General features: G+C 69.3%; 21 protein-coding genes. 10 read left to right on the plus strand and 11 right to left on the minus strand.

Features of this window, described 5'->3' with window-relative positions:
* Position 1 precedes the first annotated feature (1 nt).
* A complete protein-coding gene (locus tag AC1DH3_RS01345) occupies positions 2-2,860 on the minus strand; it encodes a M43 family zinc metalloprotease (protein ID WP_476908441.1) in 2,859 nt (952 codons plus the stop codon).
* Positions 2,861-3,051: 191 nt separating this feature from the next.
* Positions 3,052-4,281 carry an ROK family protein gene (locus tag AC1DH3_RS01350; protein ID WP_476908442.1) on the minus strand — a complete coding sequence of 410 codons (1,230 nt, stop codon included), beginning with the start codon at positions 4,279-4,281 and terminating at the stop codon, positions 3,052-3,054.
* A gap of 73 nt (positions 4,282-4,354) precedes the next feature.
* Here AC1DH3_RS01350 and AC1DH3_RS01355 point away from each other — a divergent pair, with 73 nt between their 5' ends.
* The 5 genes from AC1DH3_RS01355 to AC1DH3_RS01375 all read left to right on the plus strand — a co-directional run bounded on the left by AC1DH3_RS01355 (position 4,355) and on the right by AC1DH3_RS01375 (position 9,341).
* A complete protein-coding gene (locus AC1DH3_RS01355; protein ID WP_476908443.1) occupies positions 4,355-6,061 on the plus strand; it encodes a glycoside hydrolase family 13 protein in 1,707 nt (568 codons plus the stop codon).
* On the plus strand, positions 6,058-7,035 hold the full coding sequence (locus AC1DH3_RS01360) for an aldo/keto reductase (RefSeq protein WP_476908444.1): 978 nt from the start codon (positions 6,058-6,060) through the stop codon (positions 7,033-7,035). Before AC1DH3_RS01355 ends, AC1DH3_RS01360 begins: the two co-directional genes overlap by 4 nt.
* Before the next feature lie 185 nt (positions 7,036-7,220).
* Entirely contained in the window at positions 7,221-8,084 is an 864-nt protein-coding gene (locus AC1DH3_RS01365) for an HpcH/HpaI aldolase/citrate lyase family protein (RefSeq protein ID WP_441416984.1), read from the plus strand.
* A gap of 29 nt (positions 8,085-8,113) precedes the next feature.
* Complete coding sequence (locus tag AC1DH3_RS01370; RefSeq protein ID WP_441416985.1) at positions 8,114-9,064, plus strand: DUF2797 domain-containing protein; 951 nt, start codon at positions 8,114-8,116, stop codon at positions 9,062-9,064.
* Positions 9,065-9,116: 52 nt separating this feature from the next.
* On the plus strand, positions 9,117-9,341 hold the full coding sequence (locus tag AC1DH3_RS01375; RefSeq protein ID WP_441416986.1) for a DUF3188 domain-containing protein: 225 nt from the start codon (positions 9,117-9,119) through the stop codon (positions 9,339-9,341).
* On the opposite strand, the gene AC1DH3_RS01380 is transcribed toward AC1DH3_RS01375, so the two are convergent.
* Both AC1DH3_RS01380 and AC1DH3_RS01385 read right to left on the minus strand, forming a co-directional pair.
* Positions 9,331-11,019, minus strand: a complete 1,689-nt coding sequence (locus AC1DH3_RS01380; RefSeq protein WP_441416987.1) for a SulP family inorganic anion transporter — start codon at positions 11,017-11,019, stop codon at positions 9,331-9,333. The genes AC1DH3_RS01375 and AC1DH3_RS01380 overlap by 11 nt on opposite strands.
* Complete coding sequence (locus tag AC1DH3_RS01385; protein ID WP_476908445.1) at positions 11,016-11,393, minus strand: ArsR/SmtB family transcription factor; 378 nt, start codon at positions 11,391-11,393, stop codon at positions 11,016-11,018. The genes AC1DH3_RS01380 and AC1DH3_RS01385 overlap by 4 nt, the downstream gene beginning before the upstream one ends.
* A gap of 149 nt (positions 11,394-11,542) precedes the next feature.
* On the opposite strand from AC1DH3_RS01385, the gene AC1DH3_RS01390 reads away from it, so the two are divergent.
* Genes AC1DH3_RS01390 through AC1DH3_RS01405 form a run of 4 tightly spaced genes read left to right on the plus strand, consistent with a single transcriptional unit; the run spans position 11,543 to position 14,868 of the window.
* The gene (locus tag AC1DH3_RS01390; protein WP_441416989.1) at positions 11,543-12,013 is read left to right on the plus strand and encodes an FAS1-like dehydratase domain-containing protein; all 471 of its coding nucleotides are present in this window, start codon (positions 11,543-11,545) and stop codon (positions 12,011-12,013) included.
* Between the two features lie 3 nt (positions 12,014-12,016).
* Positions 12,017-12,454 (plus strand): MaoC family dehydratase, encoded by a 438-nt coding sequence (locus AC1DH3_RS01395; protein ID WP_441416990.1) that lies wholly within the window; start codon positions 12,017-12,019, stop codon positions 12,452-12,454.
* Positions 12,455-12,469: 15 nt separating this feature from the next.
* Positions 12,470-13,747 carry an MFS transporter gene (locus AC1DH3_RS01400; protein WP_476908446.1) on the plus strand — a complete coding sequence of 426 codons (1,278 nt, stop codon included), beginning with the start codon at positions 12,470-12,472 and terminating at the stop codon, positions 13,745-13,747.
* 53 nt (positions 13,748-13,800) lie between these two features.
* A complete protein-coding gene (locus AC1DH3_RS01405; protein ID WP_476908447.1) occupies positions 13,801-14,868 on the plus strand; it encodes a UDP-N-acetylmuramate dehydrogenase in 1,068 nt (355 codons plus the stop codon).
* Positions 14,869-14,887: 19 nt separating this feature from the next.
* On the opposite strand, the gene AC1DH3_RS01410 is transcribed toward AC1DH3_RS01405, so the two are convergent.
* Positions 14,888-15,373 (minus strand): hypothetical protein, encoded by a 486-nt coding sequence (locus tag AC1DH3_RS01410; protein WP_441416993.1) that lies wholly within the window; start codon positions 15,371-15,373, stop codon positions 14,888-14,890.
* A gap of 109 nt (positions 15,374-15,482) precedes the next feature.
* Here AC1DH3_RS01410 and AC1DH3_RS01415 point away from each other — a divergent pair, with 109 nt between their 5' ends.
* Positions 15,483-16,598, plus strand: coding sequence for a winged helix DNA-binding domain-containing protein (locus AC1DH3_RS01415; protein ID WP_476908448.1), 1,116 nt, complete (start codon positions 15,483-15,485; stop codon positions 16,596-16,598).
* 15 nt (positions 16,599-16,613) lie between these two features.
* Here AC1DH3_RS01415 and asd read toward each other — a convergent pair whose 3' ends face one another.
* The 6 genes from asd to AC1DH3_RS01445 all read right to left on the minus strand — a co-directional run bounded on the left by asd (position 16,614) and on the right by AC1DH3_RS01445 (position 20,476).
* Complete coding sequence (asd, locus tag AC1DH3_RS01420) at positions 16,614-17,756, minus strand: aspartate-semialdehyde dehydrogenase (protein WP_476908449.1); 1,143 nt, start codon at positions 17,754-17,756, stop codon at positions 16,614-16,616.
* 92 nt (positions 17,757-17,848) lie between these two features.
* Positions 17,849-18,265, minus strand: coding sequence for a hypothetical protein (locus tag AC1DH3_RS01425; RefSeq protein WP_476908450.1), 417 nt, complete (start codon positions 18,263-18,265; stop codon positions 17,849-17,851).
* An 82-nt stretch (positions 18,266-18,347) separates the two neighbouring features.
* Positions 18,348-18,764, minus strand: a complete 417-nt coding sequence (locus AC1DH3_RS01430) for a hypothetical protein (RefSeq protein WP_476892100.1) — start codon at positions 18,762-18,764, stop codon at positions 18,348-18,350.
* Between the two features lie 110 nt (positions 18,765-18,874).
* Complete coding sequence (locus AC1DH3_RS01435) at positions 18,875-19,255, minus strand: hypothetical protein (RefSeq protein ID WP_476908451.1); 381 nt, start codon at positions 19,253-19,255, stop codon at positions 18,875-18,877.
* Positions 19,256-19,416: 161 nt separating this feature from the next.
* Entirely contained in the window at positions 19,417-19,836 is a 420-nt protein-coding gene (locus AC1DH3_RS01440; protein ID WP_441416999.1) for a hypothetical protein, read from the minus strand.
* Positions 19,823-20,476, minus strand: coding sequence for a hypothetical protein (locus tag AC1DH3_RS01445; protein ID WP_476892102.1), 654 nt, complete (start codon positions 20,474-20,476; stop codon positions 19,823-19,825). The genes AC1DH3_RS01440 and AC1DH3_RS01445 overlap by 14 nt, the downstream gene beginning before the upstream one ends.
* Between the last annotated feature and the right edge of the window lies 1 nt (position 20,477).

The raw sequence follows: 20,477 nt of genomic DNA on the forward strand, positions 1-20,477 counted from the left end.
GTTACTTACGGACGACCTTGACTCCCGTCGAGCTGTAGATCATGGAACCGCCCTGGAACGGCACCGTCCGGTAGCCGTTGTAGGCCACAGCTGCGCCGAGCGGGTAGCCCAGTCCGCCGGACTGCCAGCCGGCCAGCCGCCAGGCTTCCCGGTAGGGCTGGCCGATCATGTTCGCGCCGGTCGCGGCGGTGTAATAGCTGTTGCCGGTCTGGAAGGGCTGGTAGCACCCGCCGCCCCACAACCCGCACTTTTCCGGGCCCGTGGGGTACCCCACGCCCTTCTGCCATCCGGCCGCACGCCAGGAGTTGAAGTACCGGCTGGTGACGGCGTGGGCGCCGGACGCGGCGGAGTAGTAGATGTTGGACTTTTCGAAAGGCTGGTAGCAGCCGCCGCCGTAGAGCCCGCAGCTGGGAGCTCCGATGGGGTAGCCGATGCCAGGCTGGAGTCCGGCCGCCGTCCAGGCCGTGGCGTAGACGCCGCTCACGGCGTGGGCGCCGGTGGTGGGCGTGTAGTAGACGTTGCCCTTTTGGAACGGCTGGGAGCAGCCGCCGCCGGCGAGCCCGCAGGCGGGTTCGCCCGTGGGGTAGCCGATGCCGGGCTGCCAGCCGGCTTCCCGCCAGGCGTTCCAGTAGACGCCGATGACCGCGTGCGCGCCGGAGGCGGAGGAGTAGTAGATGTTCCCCTTCTGGAAGGGCTGGTAGCAGCCGCCGCCGTACAACCCGCACGCCGGTGCGCCGGTCGGGTAGCCGAGGCCCGGCTGGAGTCCGGCCGCTGCCCAGGCTGTGGCGTAAACACCGCTCACGGCGTGGGCGCCGGTGGCGGTGGTGAAGTAGACATTGCCCTTTTGGAACGACTGGGAGCAGCCACTGCCGGCGAGCCCGCAGACGGGTTCGCCTGTCGGGTAGCCGATGCCGGGCTGCCAGCCGGCTTCCCGCCAGGCGTTCCAGTAGGCGCCGATGACCGCGTGGGCGCCGGATGCTGTGGAGTAGTAGATGTTGCCCTTTTGGAAGGGCTGGAAGCAGCCGCCGCCGTAGAGTCCGCAGCTTGGTGCTCCGGTGGGGTAGCCGATGCCGGGCTGCCAGCCGGCGTCCCGCCAGGCATTCCAATAGACGCCGACGACGGCGTGGGCGCCCGACGCTGTGGAGTAGTAGATGTTGCCCTTTTGGAAGGGCTGGTAGCAGCCTCCGCCGTACAGGCCGCAGCTCGCGGTCCCGGTGGGGTAGCCGATGCCCTGCTGCCAGCCGGCGTCCTTCCACCCGGACATGTAGGTGTTCGAGACGGCATAGGTGCCCACGCCCGGGGTGCTGTAGACCACGCCGCGCTGGAAAGTCTGGTGGCAAGTGGTGGTGGCCGCCGCGCCGTACGGGCAGGTCACGTCGCTGGTGCTGTAGCCCAGGCTGGCTTCCCCGCCGGCCTGCAGCCAGGCGTCCCGGAACACTCCGGTCACGGCGTTGGCAGCGGTGATGGTGATGGCCGCGGCGGTAGCCGAGATGGAATCAATTTTCACCCGGGTGCCGGCATGGGTGCTGAAGGTCTGGCCGGCCTGCCAGGTTTGGCTGGGGTTGTAGTACCCGGAGAAGGGTCGTGAGTCTGGCAGCAGGATCAGCGAGCCCGCCCCCAGTTGCTGGACAATCTTGACGCCGCTGTTGAGGTTCACGGCCTTCGCGGTGTCGTAGCTGACCGGCAGGCGCAACTCGAGGAAATAGACTTCGCCGCTCACCGGGTCGGTGAACTTCACGGCGCGTCTGGCATCGGTGCCGGCCCAGGCCTTCAAGGTGAATTTCTTGACGTCCTTGAGGATCCCGGCGTCGAGAACCTCGTCCCCGCGGCCGAATCCTCCATAGGTCCAGAGGGTCGAGCTGATGGCGGGCTGGGTGGTCTGGGAGACGCCCATCAGGTCCAGGCTGTCGCCGTATTCACGGATGCTGCAGGTGGAGTCGGCGAACGTTCCGTCCGACTTGGTGGCGACGTCCTGCGCGCCGCTGCCGCACTGCAAGCTGTTGGCGTGCATCAGGCCCAGCACGTGCCCGAATTCGTGTGTCAGCACGCTGTTGGTCAGGGTGGCCGGGAGCGGCATGATGACCCGCCCGCTCGTGCCGCTGTAACTCCAGCCTGCGCCGTACGCCCCGTCGGAGAGCGTGGGCGTGGACACGAAGACGACGAGTGCGGTGTAGGGATTCGGCGTCCACTTGAGCTCGGTGGCGATGGTGTTCATCATGTCCGGGTAGCGCTGCGTCGAGGTGGCCTTGCTGGTGCGGCTCTCCACCGTCGCCACGCTCATCGACAGGCGGCCGTTGGACATGGTCTTCCAGTAATTGCTGCTGGTGGTGATGGAGGCCTTAGCCGCTGTCTGCGAGATGGTGGCCTTCTTGTCGGCCAACTGGACCAGGACGAGGCGAACCTTGATGTCACCCTGGCGGGCAAGCGAATAGGACTCCGTGGACAGCATGCCCGCGCTGGCCGTGGCCGGAGCCCCCTTCACGCCGGGCGGGGGCGGATTCTCAAAGGTGTGTGCCACAAAGGGCTCGCCCGAGTTTTCCGGGGGCAGCGATTCGACCGTCGTGAGGGACGGGCTGGTGCCGGCAGTAGCGGAGGGGGTCGGCGCCGGCTGGACGGCGTCCGCGCCCGGAGTCAGGGCTTCCGCGGTGGGCGCCGCCGTCGGCGTCTGTGTTGCCGTCTGGGTGGCGGTCGCCGTCTGCGTTGCCGCGGCCGGAGCGCTAGGAGTCGGTGTTGCCGTGGCGGTCGCGACAGGTGCCGGCGTCAGCTCGGCGTGTGCAGGTGCCGTGCCGGTTGTTGGGACCGACGCCAGGGCAAGGACAAGCGCGGCAAAGAACGCGGCCTTCATCCGTAAAGAGTTCACGTTTATCTTTCATGAGACCGCCGCCCGGCCGACGGGTCAGCTGGACGGCCGCAAGTGACCAGAGTGACGCCAGTCTACGGATGAGAGAGAAGAATAAAAGGAAACCTGCGTCAAACTTTCGACTTGGGTATCCAATCGTTGCCGAATCTTGAGATTCGGCTCCTTGGAAAAGTGGCCTGCTTGGGCGGCCGTCAGCCGGCCAGTTCCACTTCCAGGGCGTTGGCCTCGACGAAATCCAGGGCGTGCCGGATGGCGCCCACCGTAACGATCTTGTCGCCCAGCGGCGAGACCGTGACACGCGGGGGAGTGGCGGTGAAACGCGGCAGCGCGGCGGTGATGCCGGGCACCAGTGCGCCGGCCGAATCCGCGACGGCGCCGCCGATCACCACCTGCTCCGGGTTGATCAAGCTTGCGATGGCGGCGATGACCCGGGCCATCCGCTCCGAGAGCCGGCCCAGGATCGCGAGGGCCGCGGCGTCCCCCGCGGCGGCGTCCTTAAACACGCGCCGGGCGCTCGCTTCGCCGCCGTCGGCCGGGCCGCCGCCCGCTGACTGCCACTGCCGGGCCAGGCTCGCGATGCCGTCGCTGGAGCCGACGCCCTCAACCATGTCCAGGAAGCCCATTTCACCGGCGCCGCCGCCGCGGCCGTGCAACAGCCGTCCGGACTCCAGCACGCCCGCGCCGAGCCGCTCGCCGGCCAGGAGCACCACGAGGTCATCCACGCCGGCGCCGGATCCACGCCAGCGTTCACCGAGTGCTGCCAGGTTGGCATCGTTCTCCAGCAGCACGGTCCAGCCGTGGAGGTCTTGCAGGGCCGAGCGGAGCCCGACGTCGAACAGGCTCCAGAAGTGCTGGGCGGCCAGCACATTGCCGCCGCGGTCCACCGGAGCGGCAATGCCGGCACCCACAGCCAGAACCTTGCCCGGGGCCTCGCCGGCGGCCTCCAGCGCCTCTCGGCAGGCCCGGTCGACGACGCCGATCCGCTCCGCGGCGGGGATGTCCGCGGCACGGAAACTCCCGCTGGCGCGGCCCAGGACTGTGCCCCGGAGGTCCGCAACGGCCGCGGTGGTGGTGGCGGCGCCGATGTCGATGCCGAGTACGACGCCGGCCCTCGCCCGGAGCTCGAAACGCCGGGCAGGCCGTCCCTTCTGAGGGTGTCCAGCGGCGGGAGCGTCCTTCCGCGGGGCGTCCAGTTCGCGGATCCAGCCGCGCCGGATCAGGTCCTCGCAGACGGCAATCACCGAAGCCCGGGTGAGTCCGGTTCCCGCCATCAGTTCCGTGCCGGTGGCCACCTCGGTGCCCCGGATAGCGGCAAGCACCGCTTGGGCGTTGACGCGGCGCAGCAGTTGGGGGGTGGCGGCTGCCTGCGGCTTCGGAATCTTGACCTCCCTGTAAGTGCGGACCCATAATTGGACCTGCAATAGATTTAGCTTGTATCTAAATTATCAGACCCGCTTTTGTCAGACACCGCTCCCCAGCCCCGAAGGATTCACCTTGTCGAACACCGCCACGCTGGCAACCCTGTCCGGTTCCGACCTCGCCGCAGACCCCAACTGGTGGCGCCAGGCCTCCGTGTACCAGATCTACCCGCGCAGCTTCGCCGACTCCAACGGTGACGGCCTGGGCGACATCAAGGGCATCACCGCCAAGGTCCCGTACCTCAAGGAACTCGGCATCGACGCCGTCTGGCTCTCCCCGTTCTATCCCTCGGCCCTCGCCGACGGCGGCTATGACGTCGATGACTACCGCGATGTCGATCCCAAGCTCGGCACCCTGGAAGACTTCGACGAGATGTCCGCCGCGCTGCATGCCGCAGGCATCAAGTTGATCGCTGACATCGTCCCGAACCACTCCTCCAACCGGCACGAATGGTTCAAGGAAGCCCTCGCCTCCCCGCGCGGCTCGGCTGCCCGCGAGCGTTACATCTTCCGCGACGGCAAGGGCGAAAACGGAGAGATCCCGCCGTCGGACTGGGAGTCCGTCTTCGGCGGCCCGGCCTGGGAGCGCATCACCGAGCCGGACGGCACCCCCGGCCAGTGGTACATGCACATCTTCGCCAAGGAACAGCCGGACCTGAACTGGTCCAACCGCGAGATCCGCGACGACTTCCTCAAGACCCTGCGCTTCTGGTCGGACCGCGGGGTGGACGGCTTCCGCGTCGACGTCGCGCACGCCCTGACCAAGGACCTCACCGAGCCGCTGTTGTCCAAGGTCGAGCTGAGCGAGGCCAACTCCGGCACCGACGGCTTCGACGACGGCTCGCACCCGTTCTGGGACCGCGACGAGGTGCACGAGATCTACGTCGAATGGCGCGAGGTCTTCAACGAGTACAACCCGCCGCGCACCGCCGTCGCCGAGGCCTGGGTGCACGCGTCCCGCCGCGCCCGCTACGCCAGCCCGGAGGGGCTCGGCCAGGCCTTCAACTTCGACCTGCTGCAGGCCGACTTCGACGCCGACGAGTTCCGCGAAATCATCACCCGCAACCTCGCCGAGGCCACCGAGTCCGGCGCCTCCTCCACCTGGGTCTTCTCCAACCACGACGTCGTCCGGCACGCCACCCGCTACGGCCTGCCCAAGGGCGGCGGACGGCACGCCAAGGGCCAGGACGGCAAGGGCTGGCTGCTGGCCGGCGCCCCGGCCGAGGAACTCGACGTCGAACTGGGCCTGCGCCGCGCCCGTGCCGCGACCCTGCTGATGCTGGCCCTCCCCGGTTCCGCGTACCTCTACCAGGGCGAGGAGCTGGGCCTGCAGGAGGTCGCTGAGATCCCCGACGCCGAACGCCAGGACCCCACCTTCTTCCGCAACAAGGGTGTCGAGATCGGCCGCGACGGGTGCCGGGTGCCGCTGCCCTGGGCCCCGGAAGGCTCCTCCTTTGGCTTCGGCGACGGCGGCGCCCACCTGCCGCAGCCGGCATGGTTCAGCCGCTACGCCGTTGCAGCCCAGGACGGGACCGAAGGCTCCACGCTGGAGTTCTACCGCAAGGCCCTGAAGCTGCGCCGCGAGCTGCAGACCTCGGAGGAACTGGAGTGGCTGGAGACCGGCCGCGCCGACGTGCTGCACTTCCGCCGCCACGGCGGCTGGCAGTCCGTCACCAACTTCGGGGACGACGCCGTCGAACTGCCCGCCGGCGAGATGCTGGTCAGCAGCGGCCCGCTGGACGGCCAGCTGCTCCCGGGCAACACCACCGTCTGGCTTCGGTGAGTTCCGCGCCCCCTAAGCCCGGAGGGTTCCCCACCCAGGAACTGATTTATGGCTGCATGGGCCTGGGCGGCAGCTGGTCGGCGGAACCGTACTCGTCCGCGCACGTGGACGAGGCGGCCGCGGCCGTCGACGCCGCCCTGGACGCTGGCATCACCCTGTTCGACCACGCCGACATTTACCGCAACGGCAAGTCCGAGGCGGTCTTCGGCGAGGTGCTGGCGCAGACGCCCGGCCTGCGGGAACGGGTCAGGCTGCAGACCAAATGCGGCATCCGGTTGGGCGAACAGGGCCTCGATGCGTTCTACGACCTGAGCCGGGACGGCATTCTGGACCGGGTCAACGACAGCCTGGACCGGCTGCGGACGGACTACGTGGACGTGCTGATGCTGCACCGCCCGGACCCGTTGCTGGACCCTGCCGAGGTGGCGTCCGCCGTCGGGCAGCTCATGGCCGAGGGCAAGGTCCGCGCGGTGGGGGTCTCCAACATGTCGGCCCCGCAGATCGAGCTGCTGCAGGACCAGCTCGAGGTGCCTGTGGTGGCCAACCAGCTGGAAATGAGCCTCTCCGCGCGGGCCTGGCTGGAGAGCACCGTGCTGGTCAACCACGCCGAGGGCACGGACTACAGCTTTCCGCACGGCACCGTGGAGCACTGCGTCCGGCGCGGCATCACCCTGCAGGCCTACGGCGCGCTCTCCCGCGGGCTCTATACCGGGGCGCCGGCGGCGAGCCCGAGTGCCGCGGAGGAGGCCGCCGCGGCACTCGTCGCCGAGCTGGCCGCGGAGAAGGGCACCACGGGCGAGGCTGTGCTGCTGGGCTGGCTGATGAAGCACCCGGCCGGAATCGCCCCCGTGATCGGCACCGCCAAACCGGACCGGATCCGGGCCTGCGCCGGCGCCGCCAAGGTGGCCTCGGCCATGACGCGCACCGAGTGGTACCGGCTCTGGATCACGGCCCGGGGCAGCAACATCCCCTAGGCACGCACCGGCCGCGCCGGCCGTCGTGCCCGCCCAACTGGCTCGCAGTTGTTGTCGTTATGAGCGCTTCAAACGACAACAACTGCGAGCCAGTTTCGCGCGCCGGGGTGATTTTGGTCGTATTGGTCGCCCTAAACAGGGGTATTACTTGGCGGCGGGCGGCCCCGGGCGGCTAGCGTAGAGGCATGACCTCTACCACCACCGCCGGGATCGTCCGGCCCCAGCGCAATGTCCCGGCCGAAATCGCCCGCTCCTGGCTGCTGGTCAACGCCATGAAGCCGGAGCTCTTCGGCCAGTCGGCGGAGTCCCGCGCGGACGCCATCATCCTGGACATCGAAGACGCGGTGGATCCCTCGCAGAAGGATGCCGCCCGCGAGCACGTTGTGGACTGGCTGACCGCCGGCGGCAGCGCCTGGGTCCGGATCAACGACGCCACGAGCCCCTTCTGGGCCGATGACCTCGCCGGCCTGCGCGGCACTCCGGGACTGCTGGGCGTGATGCTCGCCAAGACCGAGTCCGCGGACCAGGTCACCGAGAGCTACCACCGCATGGACGGCAAGACCCCGGTCATCCCGCTGGTCGAGTCCGCCGTCGGCATCGAGGAAGCCAACCACATCGCCAAGGCCCAGGGCGCGTTCCGGCTGGCCTTCGGCTCCGGTGACTTCCGCCGCGACACCGGCATGGCCGCCACCCCGGAGGCCATGGCCTACCCGCGCGCCAAGCTCGTCGTCGCCAGTCGCGTCGGCAACCTGCCCGGGCCGATCGACGGCCCCACCGTCGGCACCAACCACCCGATCCTGCGCGAGCAGACCGGCATCACCGTGATGATGGGCATGACCGGCAAGCTCTGCCTCGCGATCGACCAGACCAGCGTCATCAATGAGGTCATCAGCCCGACGCCGTCCGACGTCGCCTGGGCCACCGACTTCATGGCCGACTTCGAGGCCAACGGCCGCGTCATCCGGGACGGCTCCGACCTGCCGCGCCTGGGCCGAGCCGAAAAGATCATGAAGCTCGCTGTAGCCTTTGGGGTGCAGCCGGCACTGTAGCCGGTTCCCGGCCCAAGCAAGGAGACCCCGTGACCGATACCCGCTATCTGGTCCACGGGGTCTTTTGGGATGGTCTGCAGCCGGCCTCGCCGGTTCCTGGCCAGCCCGACGCCGGCCGGGCCGTCCTGCGGTTGCAGGACCCCGCGGGTGCGTTCACCGAACTGGTGCTCGACGCCGGTACGCGCCTCGGTTTCCGGCTCGCCTCGCGGGGGAAGCACTGCCTGGGCCACCACAAAGTGCACGGACCCGCGGACCGGGACCACATGGTCTGCCCGGACCGTGCCCCGGCCGCCCGAGGAAAGCAGTGCGGGCCGTGCTTCGCCGTCGACGATTCGCGGCTGATCCATGACTTCCACCGCGGCGGCCGGGTCCCGCCGGGGCTGCGCGCCTACCTGATGCAGCCGCACTGGCTTTATGTCGCGACTTTCGCCAATGGCGCCAGCAAGGTGGGCACCGCCTCGAACCTGCGCAAGTGGCACCGGCTTGCCGAGCAGGGTGCCGTCGTGGCCCGCTACGTCGCCCGCGCCGACGACGGGCGGGTGGTCAGGGTGCTGGAGGATCTGGTCACGCGCGACGCCGGGCTGCCGCAGCAGGTCCGCTCGGCGGCGAAGGCCGCCGGGCTCACCGCGCCGCCGCCCGCCGCAGCACTGGAGGCCCTCAACAGCCGGCTCGCAGCCGGAGTCCGGAACCTGCTGGGCGGTGCCAATACGGACGGCTTTGAGGTCGTGGACGAACGGTGGCTGCGTCCCGCGCTGGCCGACGCGGCCTGCACCCCGGGCGCCCGGCACGCCTACCCCCACGACCTCGGCTCGGACGCCCACGGCTTCCGGCTCGCGTCGCTGAGCGGCAGCGTCGCGCTGGCCAGGCTCGACGGCGCCGACCTTGAATTCGTCGTCAACCTCGGCGAGCTGAAAGCGCGGACCATCGAGCTTGGCGACCACGGCTCCGAGGTCCCCGCTGTCCAGGAGGCATTGTTCTGAGCCCGGGTCCGCCCACGACGGCGGGTGCAGGGGTCCCCGGTAGACTGGCACGGTGCTGAACGAATTCTGGGCCACCGCGTCAACCACCTACAAGGTGCTCGTCTTCAGCGCCATGGGCCTGATCGCCACAGGCATCATCCTCAATCTGGTCGGCAACAACACGGGCAACCAAGGCCTGGCCCTGGCCTCGCTGGCCGTCATCGGCGTCGGTCTCATCCTGCACATCGCCGGGATCGTGGTCCGCGGCCAGACAATCCGGAAAAACCTCAAGCGCTAGCGGCGGCGTTCCGCACCACGTGGCTGCGGGCGTGCTCCACGGCGTCCGGCAGGCTGGCGAACAAATGCTTGTGGTGCCGCAGCGAGCGGATCACGCCGACATTGGTCACCAGGTCCAGATGCTGAGGCTGGACGCCCTTGAGCAGCACCGTGACTCCGCGCAGCTCCAGCGCCGAGATGACGTCCACCAGCGTGTGGGCCCCGGTCGCGTCGAGCATCCGCACCTGCGAGAGCCGGATGATCGCGACCTGGATGTCCTTGACCTGGCTGATCTCCTGCAGGACCCGTTCCGCAGCCCCGAAGAACATGGCGCCGTCGAGCCGGAAGATGGCGATGTGCCTGTCACCGGGTACAGCCGGGCCCGGGATGTCTTCGCGCTGCACCCCGCTGAGCGAGGCGAACTTGCGCAGCGTGAACACCGCCGCCGCGACCAGCCCGATCTCGATCGCCACGATCAGGTCGAACGCGACGGTGATCAGTGCTGTCAGGACAAAGACGAAGGCATCGGCCCGGGTGGAGCGCATCACCGCCGCCACGGTTTGCCGTGAGACCATGCGGGTGGCCGTGACCATCAGGATCCCGGCCAAGACCGCCAGCGGGATCCTGCCCACCAGGCCCGCCGCCAGGTAGATGATGGCCAGCAGCACGAGGGCGTGGACGATCGCCGCGAGCCGGGTCTTCGCCCCGGAGCGGACGTTAACGGCGGTCCGGGCGATCGCGCCCGTGGCCGGCATGCCGCCGAAGAAACCCGCGGCTACCGACGCCAGGCCCTGGCCGGTGAGTTCGCGGTCCGGGCTGTAGGTCCCGGTGGGCCGGCCGTCGGGGCCGACCATGCCGGCGGCCACCCGCGCGGACAGCAGCGATTCGATGGCCGCGAGCGTGGCGATGGAGACGGCGGGCATGAGCAGGCCACCCAGCACCGACGGGTCCAGTGCCGGCATGGACGGTGCGGCGAGGGAATGCGGCAGTGAGCCGATCCGCGGGATCTGCAGGTCCAGGAGTTCGGCGGCCACGGTGGCCAGCAACACGGCGGCCAGGCTGGCGGGGATGGCCTTGTTCAGCCGGGGCAGCAGGAACATCACCGCGGCGACGCCCGCCACGATAGCCAGGGTCTGCAGCACCGTGGGGGCCGTCGCCGTGGCGGCGCTCTCGACGGCGGCCAGCACGGTGTTGTGGCCCGGTACTCCCTCAGTGCCGGTGGCCATCGGCACCTGCTGCAGGAAGATGATGGCGGCAATGCCCAGGGTGAAGCCCTCCACGACGGGCCACGGGATGAACGCGACCGCCCGGCCCAGGCCGCTGACGCCGAGGATGATGACCAGCAGCCCGGCCATCACGGAGACCAGGGCGATGCTGCCGGCGCCGTGCGCGGCGACCACCGGGGCCAGGACCACCACCATCGCGCCCGTGGGCCCGGAAACCTGGACGTGGGAGCCGCCCATGACGGCGGCAACCAGTCCCGCGACCACTGCCGTGATGAGCCCCGCCTCGGCACCCACCCCGGAACTCACCCCGAAGGCGAGGGCCAGCGGCAGGGCCACGATGCCCACCGTGATGCCGGAGAGCAAGTCCGTCCGCCACGACCCGCGCAGCCCGTCGTAGTCGCGGCGGGAGGGCAGGAAGCGGGCGAGGTAGCCCCGGACGCCGCGGGCCGCCGTCGTTGCCGTCGCGGCGGTCACGAGGCGGACCCCTGGAGGTGCGCGGCCGGCAGTTCCTGCGCGAGCCGGAGCTGTTCGCCCGAATCCGCCAGGCTGTCCAGCAGGAAGATCCGGGCAATGGCGAGCAGCTCGGCAATCTTCGGGTGGGCCAGCCGGTAGGTCACGGCGTTGGCGGTCCGGACCGAGGTCACCACCCGGTGCCGGCGCAGCGTGGCCAGGTGCTGGGACAGGTGCGAGGCCTCCAGACCGGTCTCGGCCAGCAGGTAGCTGACCGGAGCCGAGCCGTCCGGGGCCGCCGCCAGCAGTTCCAGCACCCGGATCCGCGCCGGGTGGGCGAGGGCCTTGAACAGGTTGGCCTTGATTTCGTACAAGGGGGTCTGCGCTGCGGAAATCATGGCGGTCCTGCGCTCTCTTGGCCTGCGGACGGGCACCGCCCGCACCGTGGATTTATGAATTGATGTTTCCATCATATCGTTCGGGTGCAAGCGCCGCGGGGCCGTGTAACGGGGAAAGCCATCCGAAGGCAGGGCGCTAGGCTGGAACCATGACTATCAATCCGGATCTGCAGGGCCGCAGTTACCCTGCCGCAGAGGTGTACGACGTCGGCCGCGAGAAGATCCGCGAGTTCGCGCGCGCGGTCAAAGCCACCCACCCCGCCCACTTCGACGTGGACGCCGCCAGGGCCCTGGGCCACGGCGACCTCGTGGCCCCGCCCACCTTCGCGATCATCGTCGCGCAGCGCGCCGACGCGCAGCTGATCGAGGACCCGGATTCCGGCATCGACTTCTCCCGCGTGGTCCACGCCGACCAGCGCTTCGTCCACCACCGCCCGATCGTCGCCGGGGACCGGCTCGTGGCCGAACTGCACGTCGACGGCGTCCGCGCCATGGGGGGAGGCGCCATGATCACCACCCGCTCCGAGATCTTCGCCCTCGCCGGCAGCGATGCGGCCGCCCCGCGTGAAGCCGTCGCCACCACCACCTCGTCCATCCTGGTCCGCGGAGAGGGACAGTAAGCCATGGCCCCCACATTTTCAGAACTCACGGTCGGCCAGGACCTCGGCAGCCGAAGCATCGAGGTCACACGCACAGACCTCGTCAAGTACGCCGGCGCCTCCGGTGACTTCAACCCGATCCACTGGAACGAGGCCTTCGCCACCGGCGTCGGCCTCCCCGGCGTGATCGCCCACGGCATGTTCACGATGGGCGCCGCCGTCCAGCTCGTGACCGACTGGGCCGGTGACCCGGCCGCCGTCGTCGACTTCCAGACCCGCTTCAGCAAGCCGGTCCCGGTGGCCGACACCACCGGTACCCCGGACGCCGGCGCGGTGATCGAGGTCAGCGGCGCCATTGGGGCGCTCGACGCCGACGCGGGCACCGCCCGCGTGGACCTCACCGTCGTCGCAGGCGGGCAGAAGGTCCTCATGAAGGCCCAGGCCGTCGTCAGGCTGGCCTGACCGAATGATCCAGCCGTGAGGGTCCGTGTGGCCCAGTCCGCCGAGGTGACCCGGTGGCGCAACGCCGTCGTGGTGGCCTATGCCTTCAGCGGGATAGCCTTCGCCAGCTGGGTGTCCCGGCTTCCGGCCATCCGTGACGGACTCGACCTCACGCCCGGGAACGTCGGCCTGCTGCTGCTCTGCATGACGCTGGGCTCCTTCGTCTCGGTCTCCGCGTCCGGGCTGATCGTGCTGCGTTTCGGCTCCAAGCAGACCATCCGGATCGGCAGCATCATGGTGGGCGCCGGGCTGGTCCTCGCCGGGTTCGGGACGTCGGTCCTGGTCAACCCGCTGGCGGTGGCGGCTGGGCTCGTGGTGGTTGGCCTCGGCACGGCCAGCTGGAACACGGCGTCCAACGTGGAAGGCGCCGCCGTCGAGCGCGCGGTGCGCCGGCACATCATGCCGCGGCTGCATGGCGCGTTCAGCCTGGGCACCGTCGCGGGCGCGGGCGCGGGGGCCTGGGCTGCCGGCGCCGGCGTGCCGGTCTTCTGGCACCTGGCCGCCGTGGGACTGCTCGTCGCCGGTTCCGTGGCCACGGCCGCCAGCTGGTTCCGCGCCGACATCACCCCGGTCGAGGCCGAGAAGGACTTCACCCCGTCCGGGCCGGACACCTTTGAGGATCCCTCCACCGGTCCGCTGCCCATCATCAGCCAGGCCACACAGGGCCCGGAAGAACCGCTGGATAACAAACGGCAGATCGCGCAGGCCTGGCGGGACCGCCGGACCCTGCTGCTCGGCGTCCTGGTGCTCGGGCTCGCCCTGGCCGAGGGCGCGGCGGGGGACTGGGTGGCGCTGGCGCTCGCCGACGGGCACGGCCAGTCCGACGCCGCCGGAGCCGCCGGCTACGGCCTCTTCGTCACTTTCATGACCGTGGGCCGTTTCGCAGGCACCCTGGTGCTGGACCGTTACGGCCGGGTCCCGGTGATGCGCTGGTGCGCGGCGCTGGCCGTGGCGGGACTGGGCCTGTTCGTCTTCGCGCCGGTTCCGTGGCTGGCCTACGTCGCCCTGGCCGTCTGGGGGCTGGGCGCCTCGCTGGGCTTCCCGGTCGGCATGTCCGCCGCCGCGGACGACCCCGTCAAGGCCGCCGCACGCGTTTCGGTGGTCTCCACCATCGGCTACGGGGCGTTCCTCTGCGGACCGCCACTGCTCGGCCTGCTGGCCGAGCACGTCGGCATCCTGCACTCGCTGCTGGCCGTCATGGTGATGCTCGTCGTCAGCTTCCTGCTCTCCCCGGTGGCCCGCAAGACCGCCTAGGCCCGGTGCTGCCGCCATTCCGGGCACACGCCGAACCCGGCTAGGCTGGAGGGGTGACCCAGACACTGCTTTCCGCCCTGACCACGGCCGGCGTCGGCGGCCCTGCCGCCAACTACGTCGAAGCCCGCACCGAGGCGGAGATCATCGACGCCGTCCGCACGGCCGACGCCGCCGGCGAGCCGCTGCTGATCATCGGCGGGGGCTCCAACCTGCTGGTCGGCGACGAAGGCTTCCCCGGAACCGTCGTGAAAATCGCGTCGGAAGAATTCACCGTCAACGCCGAAGACTCCTGCGGCGGAGTCGCCGTGGTGGTCCAGGCCGGCCACAACTGGGACGCCCTCGTGGAGCATGCCGTCAAGCATGCCTGGTCGGGCGTAGAGGCCCTGTCCGGGATCCCCGGCGCCACCGGCGCGACGCCGGTGCAGAACGTCGGAGCCTACGGCTCCGACGTCTCGCAAACCATCGCCGCGGTGCGCACCTGGGACCGGGAACGCAATGCCGTCCAGACGTTCACCAATTCGGAGCTCAAGTTTGGCTACCGGGACTCCGTGCTGAAACAGACCACCACCAACGGCTCTCCGCGGTACGTGGTGCTCACGGTCGAATTCCAGCTGCCGCTGGGCCGGATGAGCGCTCCGATCCGCTACGCCGAACTGGCCCGGGCACTCGGCGTCGAGACCGGCCAGCGGGCCTACTCCAACGACGTCCGGCGCGAGGTGCTCCGGCTCCGGGCCTCCAAGGGCATGGTGCTGGATGCGGCGGACCGGGATACGTACTCCACCGGATCCTTCTTCACGAACCCGATCGTGCCCGTCGAGGTTGCCGCGGGGCTGCCCGAGGATGCCCCCCGCTACCCGGGCGGCGCCGAGGGCCTGACCAAGCTCTCCGCGGCCTGGCTGATCGACCATGCCGGCTACGGAAAGGGCTTCGGGCTTGAGCCGGGCAGCGTCTCCGGCGGCCGCGCATCGTTGTCGACCAAGCACACCCTGGCCATCACCAACCGGGGCGGCGCCAGCGCGGCAGATCTCCTGGCGGTTGCCCGCGAGGTGCGCCGCGGCGTCCTCGAACGCTTCGGTATTGAGCTGCACCCCGAGCCGCTGCTGATCGGCGTCGAGCTCTAAGTCGTGGCAGCCGCCGGGCCTAGTTCCTCCCGCGGCGGGGGACCACCTTGCTGAAGAGCATGAAGGTGAAGCCGGACGCCGCGGCGCCCAGCAGGAAGACCTGGCAGAACGCCACGGACTGGGCGCTGGGCCCGCTCCGCAGCAGGAGCCCGGCGCAGGCGAAAGCCACCGCCCCGGCCAGCAGTGCCAGCGAACCGAGGAGGAAACTGTGCACTGTGGCGGGAAACTCCGCGCCGGGATCCGGGTCGGCTTCCCTGCGGTCGGCGTTCTGCAACGCCGGAGACCGCGGCTGGATCATCGCAGCCGTGACAAAGCTGACCACGGCTACCGCCATGGACGCGGCGGACACCGTCTGGAACGTTGTCATCATGGGGGAGAGACGGGTGCCGCTGGCGATGGCGACGGCCAGTCCGGCGGCCATACCGGCCGCGCTGGAGGCCCAGCCCAACAGGGCCAGCCTCCTGCACAGGGGCCGCAGGAGAGGCCACACATCACCCAAAGTCATGCATCCACGGTAATGAAGCCGGCTGGACGCAGGCTGGGAGAGGACCGGGCGGTGGCCGCGCACCGGCCGGATTCCGCCGGGGCGGCTGAGCCCGGCCTAGGATGTTGTCATGGCAGCAGTGGTGCGCACGCGTCTGAGCCGGAGCGTCATGGGCCGGCTCCGCCTGGTCTCCCAAGGGCTTGCCGGCCCGGCTTTCGAGTCTGTTCCCGGCGCCGTCCGGGGTATGACCGCCATGCAGGCGCAGGACCTCCAGGCTGCGCTGTGGGCCGTAGGGCAGCGCGTGCCGGGCTCCCGCGCGGCCGATGTCCGCGCTTCGCTGGACCGCGGCGAAATCGTCCGGTCCTGGCCGATGCGCGGCACGCTGCACCTGTTGGCGCCCGAGGACTTGAAATGGGTCCTGGACATCACCTCCGCCCGCCTCATCAAAGGCCTGGCGGGGCGGCACCGGGAACTGGGCATCTCTGCCGCGGACGTCGACGCCGCCGCGGATGCCGCCCTGCAGCGGGTCGCCGGCGGGGCAGCAGCCAGCCGGGCGGAGCTGTTCCAGGCCTTCGAACAAGCCGGCCAGTCCACGGCAGGCCAGCGCGGCATCCATCTCCTGGGGACCCTGTGCCAGCGCGGCCTGCTGGTGCTGGGCCCGCTCGCCGGCAACCAGCAGCTGGTGGTGGCGTTTGACGACTGGATCAAGGACTCGCGGCGGCTGGGCCGCGAGGAAGGGATCGCCGAGTGGCTGCTGCGCTACCTCTACAGCCACGGCCCTGCCACCGAACGTGACTTCGCCTGGTGGTCCGGCGTCCCGCTGACCGAGGTCCGGGCTGCGCTGGCGGACGTGCGCGACCGGCTGGCGGAGCTGGAATTTGACGGAAAAACCTACTGGCTCTCCCCGCAGACGGCGGCCCTGCTCGACGGCGCCGTCCCCGGCCAGCGCACCGTGCTGGCGCTGCCCGGATTCGACGAGTTCCTCCTCGGCTACACCGACCGGTCCATCGCGCTGCACGCGCAGCACGCGGACAAGATCGTCCCCGGCGGCAACGGGGTGTTCAGGAAGACCCTCGTGGCCGGGGGTGCCGTGGTCGGGACCTGGGCGGCGCCCGGCAACGGCCGGTCCGGCGCCGTCGTGCCCGAACCGTTCGACGACGTTAACGGGCTGCGGCCTGCGGCTCGAAAATCCTTTGAGCTGCAGGCCGCGAAGTATCGCCGGTTCCTCGGCCTCGACCGAACCTGACCGGACCCGCAGGGGCTAGAGGGTCCCGGTGGCGATCTTGAGAATGCGCCGCAGCGGCTCCGCGGCGCCCCAGAGGAGCTGGTCGCCGACGGTGAACGCGCTGATGTACTCCGGGCCCATTTCGAGCTTGCGGATGCGGCCCACCGGGATATCCAGGGTGCCGGACGCCGCCACCGGGGTCAGGTCCGCCATCGAGGCTTCCTTGGTGTTGGGCACCACGGTGGCCCATTCGTTATCCGCGTCCAGGAGCTTCTCAATCTCGGCGACCGAGAGGTCTTCGCGGAGCTTGAGCGTGAGCGCCTGGGAGTGGGAGCGCATGGCGCCGATCCGGACGCACAGGCCGTCCATGATGACGCGGTCGGCGCCGGTGGTGCCCAGGATCTTGTTGGTTTCCACCCCGGCCTTCCACTCTTCCTTCGACTGGCCGTTGCCGAGGTCCGCGTCGATCCAGGGGATCAGCGAGCCCGCCAGCGGCACACCGAACTGGGTGGCGTCGATGTCGGTGCGCTGGTGGGCCAGGACCTTGCGGTCGATCTCCAGGATGGCCGACGCCGGGTCGTCCAGTTCACTGCTGACCTCGGCGTTGAGCGTGCCGAACTGGCTCAGCAGTTCACGCATGTGCCGGGCACCGCCTCCGGACGCGGCTTGGTAGGTCATCGAGGTGCCCCATTCGACGAGGCCGTTCTTGAACAGGCCGCCGAGGCCCATCAGCATGCAGGAGACCGTGCAGTTGCCGCCGATGTAGTCCTTTACGCCGCCGGAGAGGCCGGCGTCGATGACGTCGCGGTTGATCGGGTCCAGCACGATGATCGAGTCGTCGTTCATGCGGAGGGTGGAAGCGGCGTCGATCCACAGGCCGTCCCAGCCGCGGCTGCGCAGCTCGCCGTGCACCCGCTTGGTGTAGTCGCCGCCCTGGGCGGTCACAATGATCGGCAGCTTCGCCAGCGTCTCGACGTCGAACGCGTCCTCGAGCTTGCCGGCAGCGCCTGCCGCCGCACCGGCGATGGCCGGGGCGGCACCTCCGGCGTTCGAGGTGGAGAAGAAGACCGGGTTGATGTTGGCGAAGTCGCCCTCGTCCTGCATACGCTGCATCAGGACGGAGCCGACCATGCCACGCCAACCGACCAGTCCGACGGACGGGGTAGCTGCTGTAGTCATTGGGCCAGTTTAGACTTTGCGGTGCCTGGCCCGCAGCCGGTTACGTCACGTGGGTACGTCGGCCCTCCCGCAGGGCTCGGCAACGTCCCGTATCAGTTCAGCTGGCGCGGGCTGGGCTCCGGAAGGCCGCGCTCGCGGCGGATGCGCCTGGCCTTGAATTCGGAGACGGCGAGCCGAACAGCGTAGAGCACACCCGAGGCGCCGATCACGGTCAGCACGAGAGCGCCCCACAGCGGGCTTTCGCCCCGCGAGGTAGGGGCGGCGACGAGGAAAATCGAGAACACGGTCACCGCGGCGAACACGGCCGCCAGAAGGACCATCCCGGACGCCGTGGCGACGATCGGGCCGGACCCGGCGCGGGCAAAGCCGATCTCGTCCGCGGCGTAGGAGTGCAGTCGCCCGTGGTCCATGGTCCTGGTCAGGAACCGTTTCTCCCCGGCAGCCACTGCCCGTTCATGGCGGGCCCGGATCTCTTCGTCGTGCTGGTGGTTGTCAGTGTCTGTAGGCACGTGGTTCTACCTTCTGGATGGTGTGGATGACGCATTCGCAGTCGGGTACGTTATGCGAGCGAGCGATGCCCGGCCCTGCGAACTACTGCGAGATGTGCCCGGCTCCAGGCTCGGGCGCCTGCCGCTCCGTCCGTAGCTTTTTGGCCCGGTACTCGTCACTTGCCATGCCGAAGGTATACCAGGCTCCGAAACCGCCGAATGCCGTCAGGAACAGTGCTCCCCAGAAAGGCTGCTCACCGCGGCCCACGGGGGCCAGCAGGATCACCCCGGAAAGAATGACTAAGAGCCCCATGACGGCGGTAAGGATTCCCATGCCCCACCAGGACCGGACCTGCACCTGGCCGCGGCCGGGGGAAAACCCGATTTCGTCCGCGGGGTAACTGTGCAGTTCGCCTGTGTCGGTCTTTCGCAGCACGCGCTTCTCGCCCCGCGCGAGCGCCTCCTTGTGCTCGGCATTGACGTCGTCGTTGCGGCGTTCACGCTCGCGATCGAAGCTCACAGTTCGTCCTGACTAACGGTGCGGATCTGCTCGGGAAGACGGTTGCCAGCGGCCCTTCAGATGACGCCGTCGCGCCCACCGGGCCACGGAACTTTTTACCTGCGGAGAAGCTACTTGACCGGCCTCGGCAGGTTGCGGGCCTTACGCAGCTTCTCGGCTTTGCGTTCCTTGAAGTAGCCGGCCCAGCCGGCGAACAGTGGATAGAGTACCAGCACGTACATCCACCAGATCTCGCCCATGATGTGCCACTGGTCGGTGACGGCCATCTGGACCACGCCGTAGAGCATCAGTCCGAAGAAGGCGGTTATCAACAGGGCCAGGAACAGCAGGCCGCCGGAGGCGTTCAACGGCTTGATGATGCCCAGCCCGTCGTCTTTGCGTACGCCGTATTCCTCGTCGGTATAGCTGACAATTTCGCCATTTTCGGCCATCCGGTGCTTCACGGGCGCCTCCGGGGCCGGCGGCGGTGTGTAACCGCGTTCCTGGGGCACGTCCCGGCTACGCCTCGCCACGGGACCCTCGCGGCTTCAGGAGATTACCTCCGGTGCCGTAGGCCTGCGCAGCATTCGACGAGATCGTCGGACCCTCGGCGACGTCGGGAAAATTCAGCATGCTCCGCGACTGAAAGGGGAGCGGCGGTGCCTCCGTCACGCTACTCGACCGGCCGCGGCAGGTTGCCGGCCTTGCGGAGCTTTTCGGCCTTGCGTTCCTTGAAGTAGTTGAACCAGGCAGCGGCGAAGGGGAAGATGCAGGCGGGAAAGACCCACCAGACCTCGCCGGCGATGTGCCAGGCGTCCTGCCTGATGATCTGGACGACGAAGTAGACCAGCCCTCCCATTCCGATCGTCAGCAGGATAGCCAGGAAGAGAATGCCGTTGGCGCTATTGACGGGTTTGATCACGCCGAGGCCTTCATCCTTGCGGACCCCGTACTCTTCGGCGCTGTAAGCGACAAGATCCCCGTTGTCCGCCCTGCGGCGGATCGGGCGCTCTGGCCCGGCTCCCCGCTCAGGCTCTCCTTGCGCGCCGTCGCGGGCGGGATCCTGGGGGGTGTTCTGATTATGCCTGTCCACGGGACTCCTCAATCGCCCGCAGCAGCGCGGCGTCGTCCAGGCCTGCGGTTTCCACGACCTCATCCGTCTCGAAGTCGGGCACGCCGGTCGTCCACGTTTCGCCTTCCCGGCGCACCAGCAGACGGGTCTCGGCAGTGAGGGTTTTGAACACGAAATAGGCAGAGCCGCCGGGGGTTTCTGCGGCGTGCTGCTTGACCAGCCGCAGCGTAGCCTCGGCCGAGCTGATGGCGGGGTCCTGCGCGAACACGAACCAGGTGCCCAGCAGCCGGGGCTGCAGCATCAGCGCGACGTCGGGGGCTTCGATGAGCAACACGTTGTCCATCGACTCGGGTGCCAGGAGGGACACCTCCGTCCAGTGGGTTGCGTGGCCGAAAGCGGACGCGACGGCGGCGGCGACACCGGTCACGCCGAGCTCTCCCTCCTCGTTGACCGTGGCCAGGTCCCGTGCAAGGAGCGAGGAGGCGCCGGCGGTCGCCAGAGTGACGTCGTCCACCATCTCTTCAGCCCGGAAGACGCTGACGGAACGGTCACGGGCCGGTCCCTCGAAAACATCAAGCAGGTACGCGATTTCCCCGATGCCGAAGCCGATGACATCGACGCCGAGCCGGGGCTCGTAGGCAGTTTCATCCTGAACTGTCATG

Source organism: Arthrobacter sp. 05L428 (assembly GCF_056397665.1).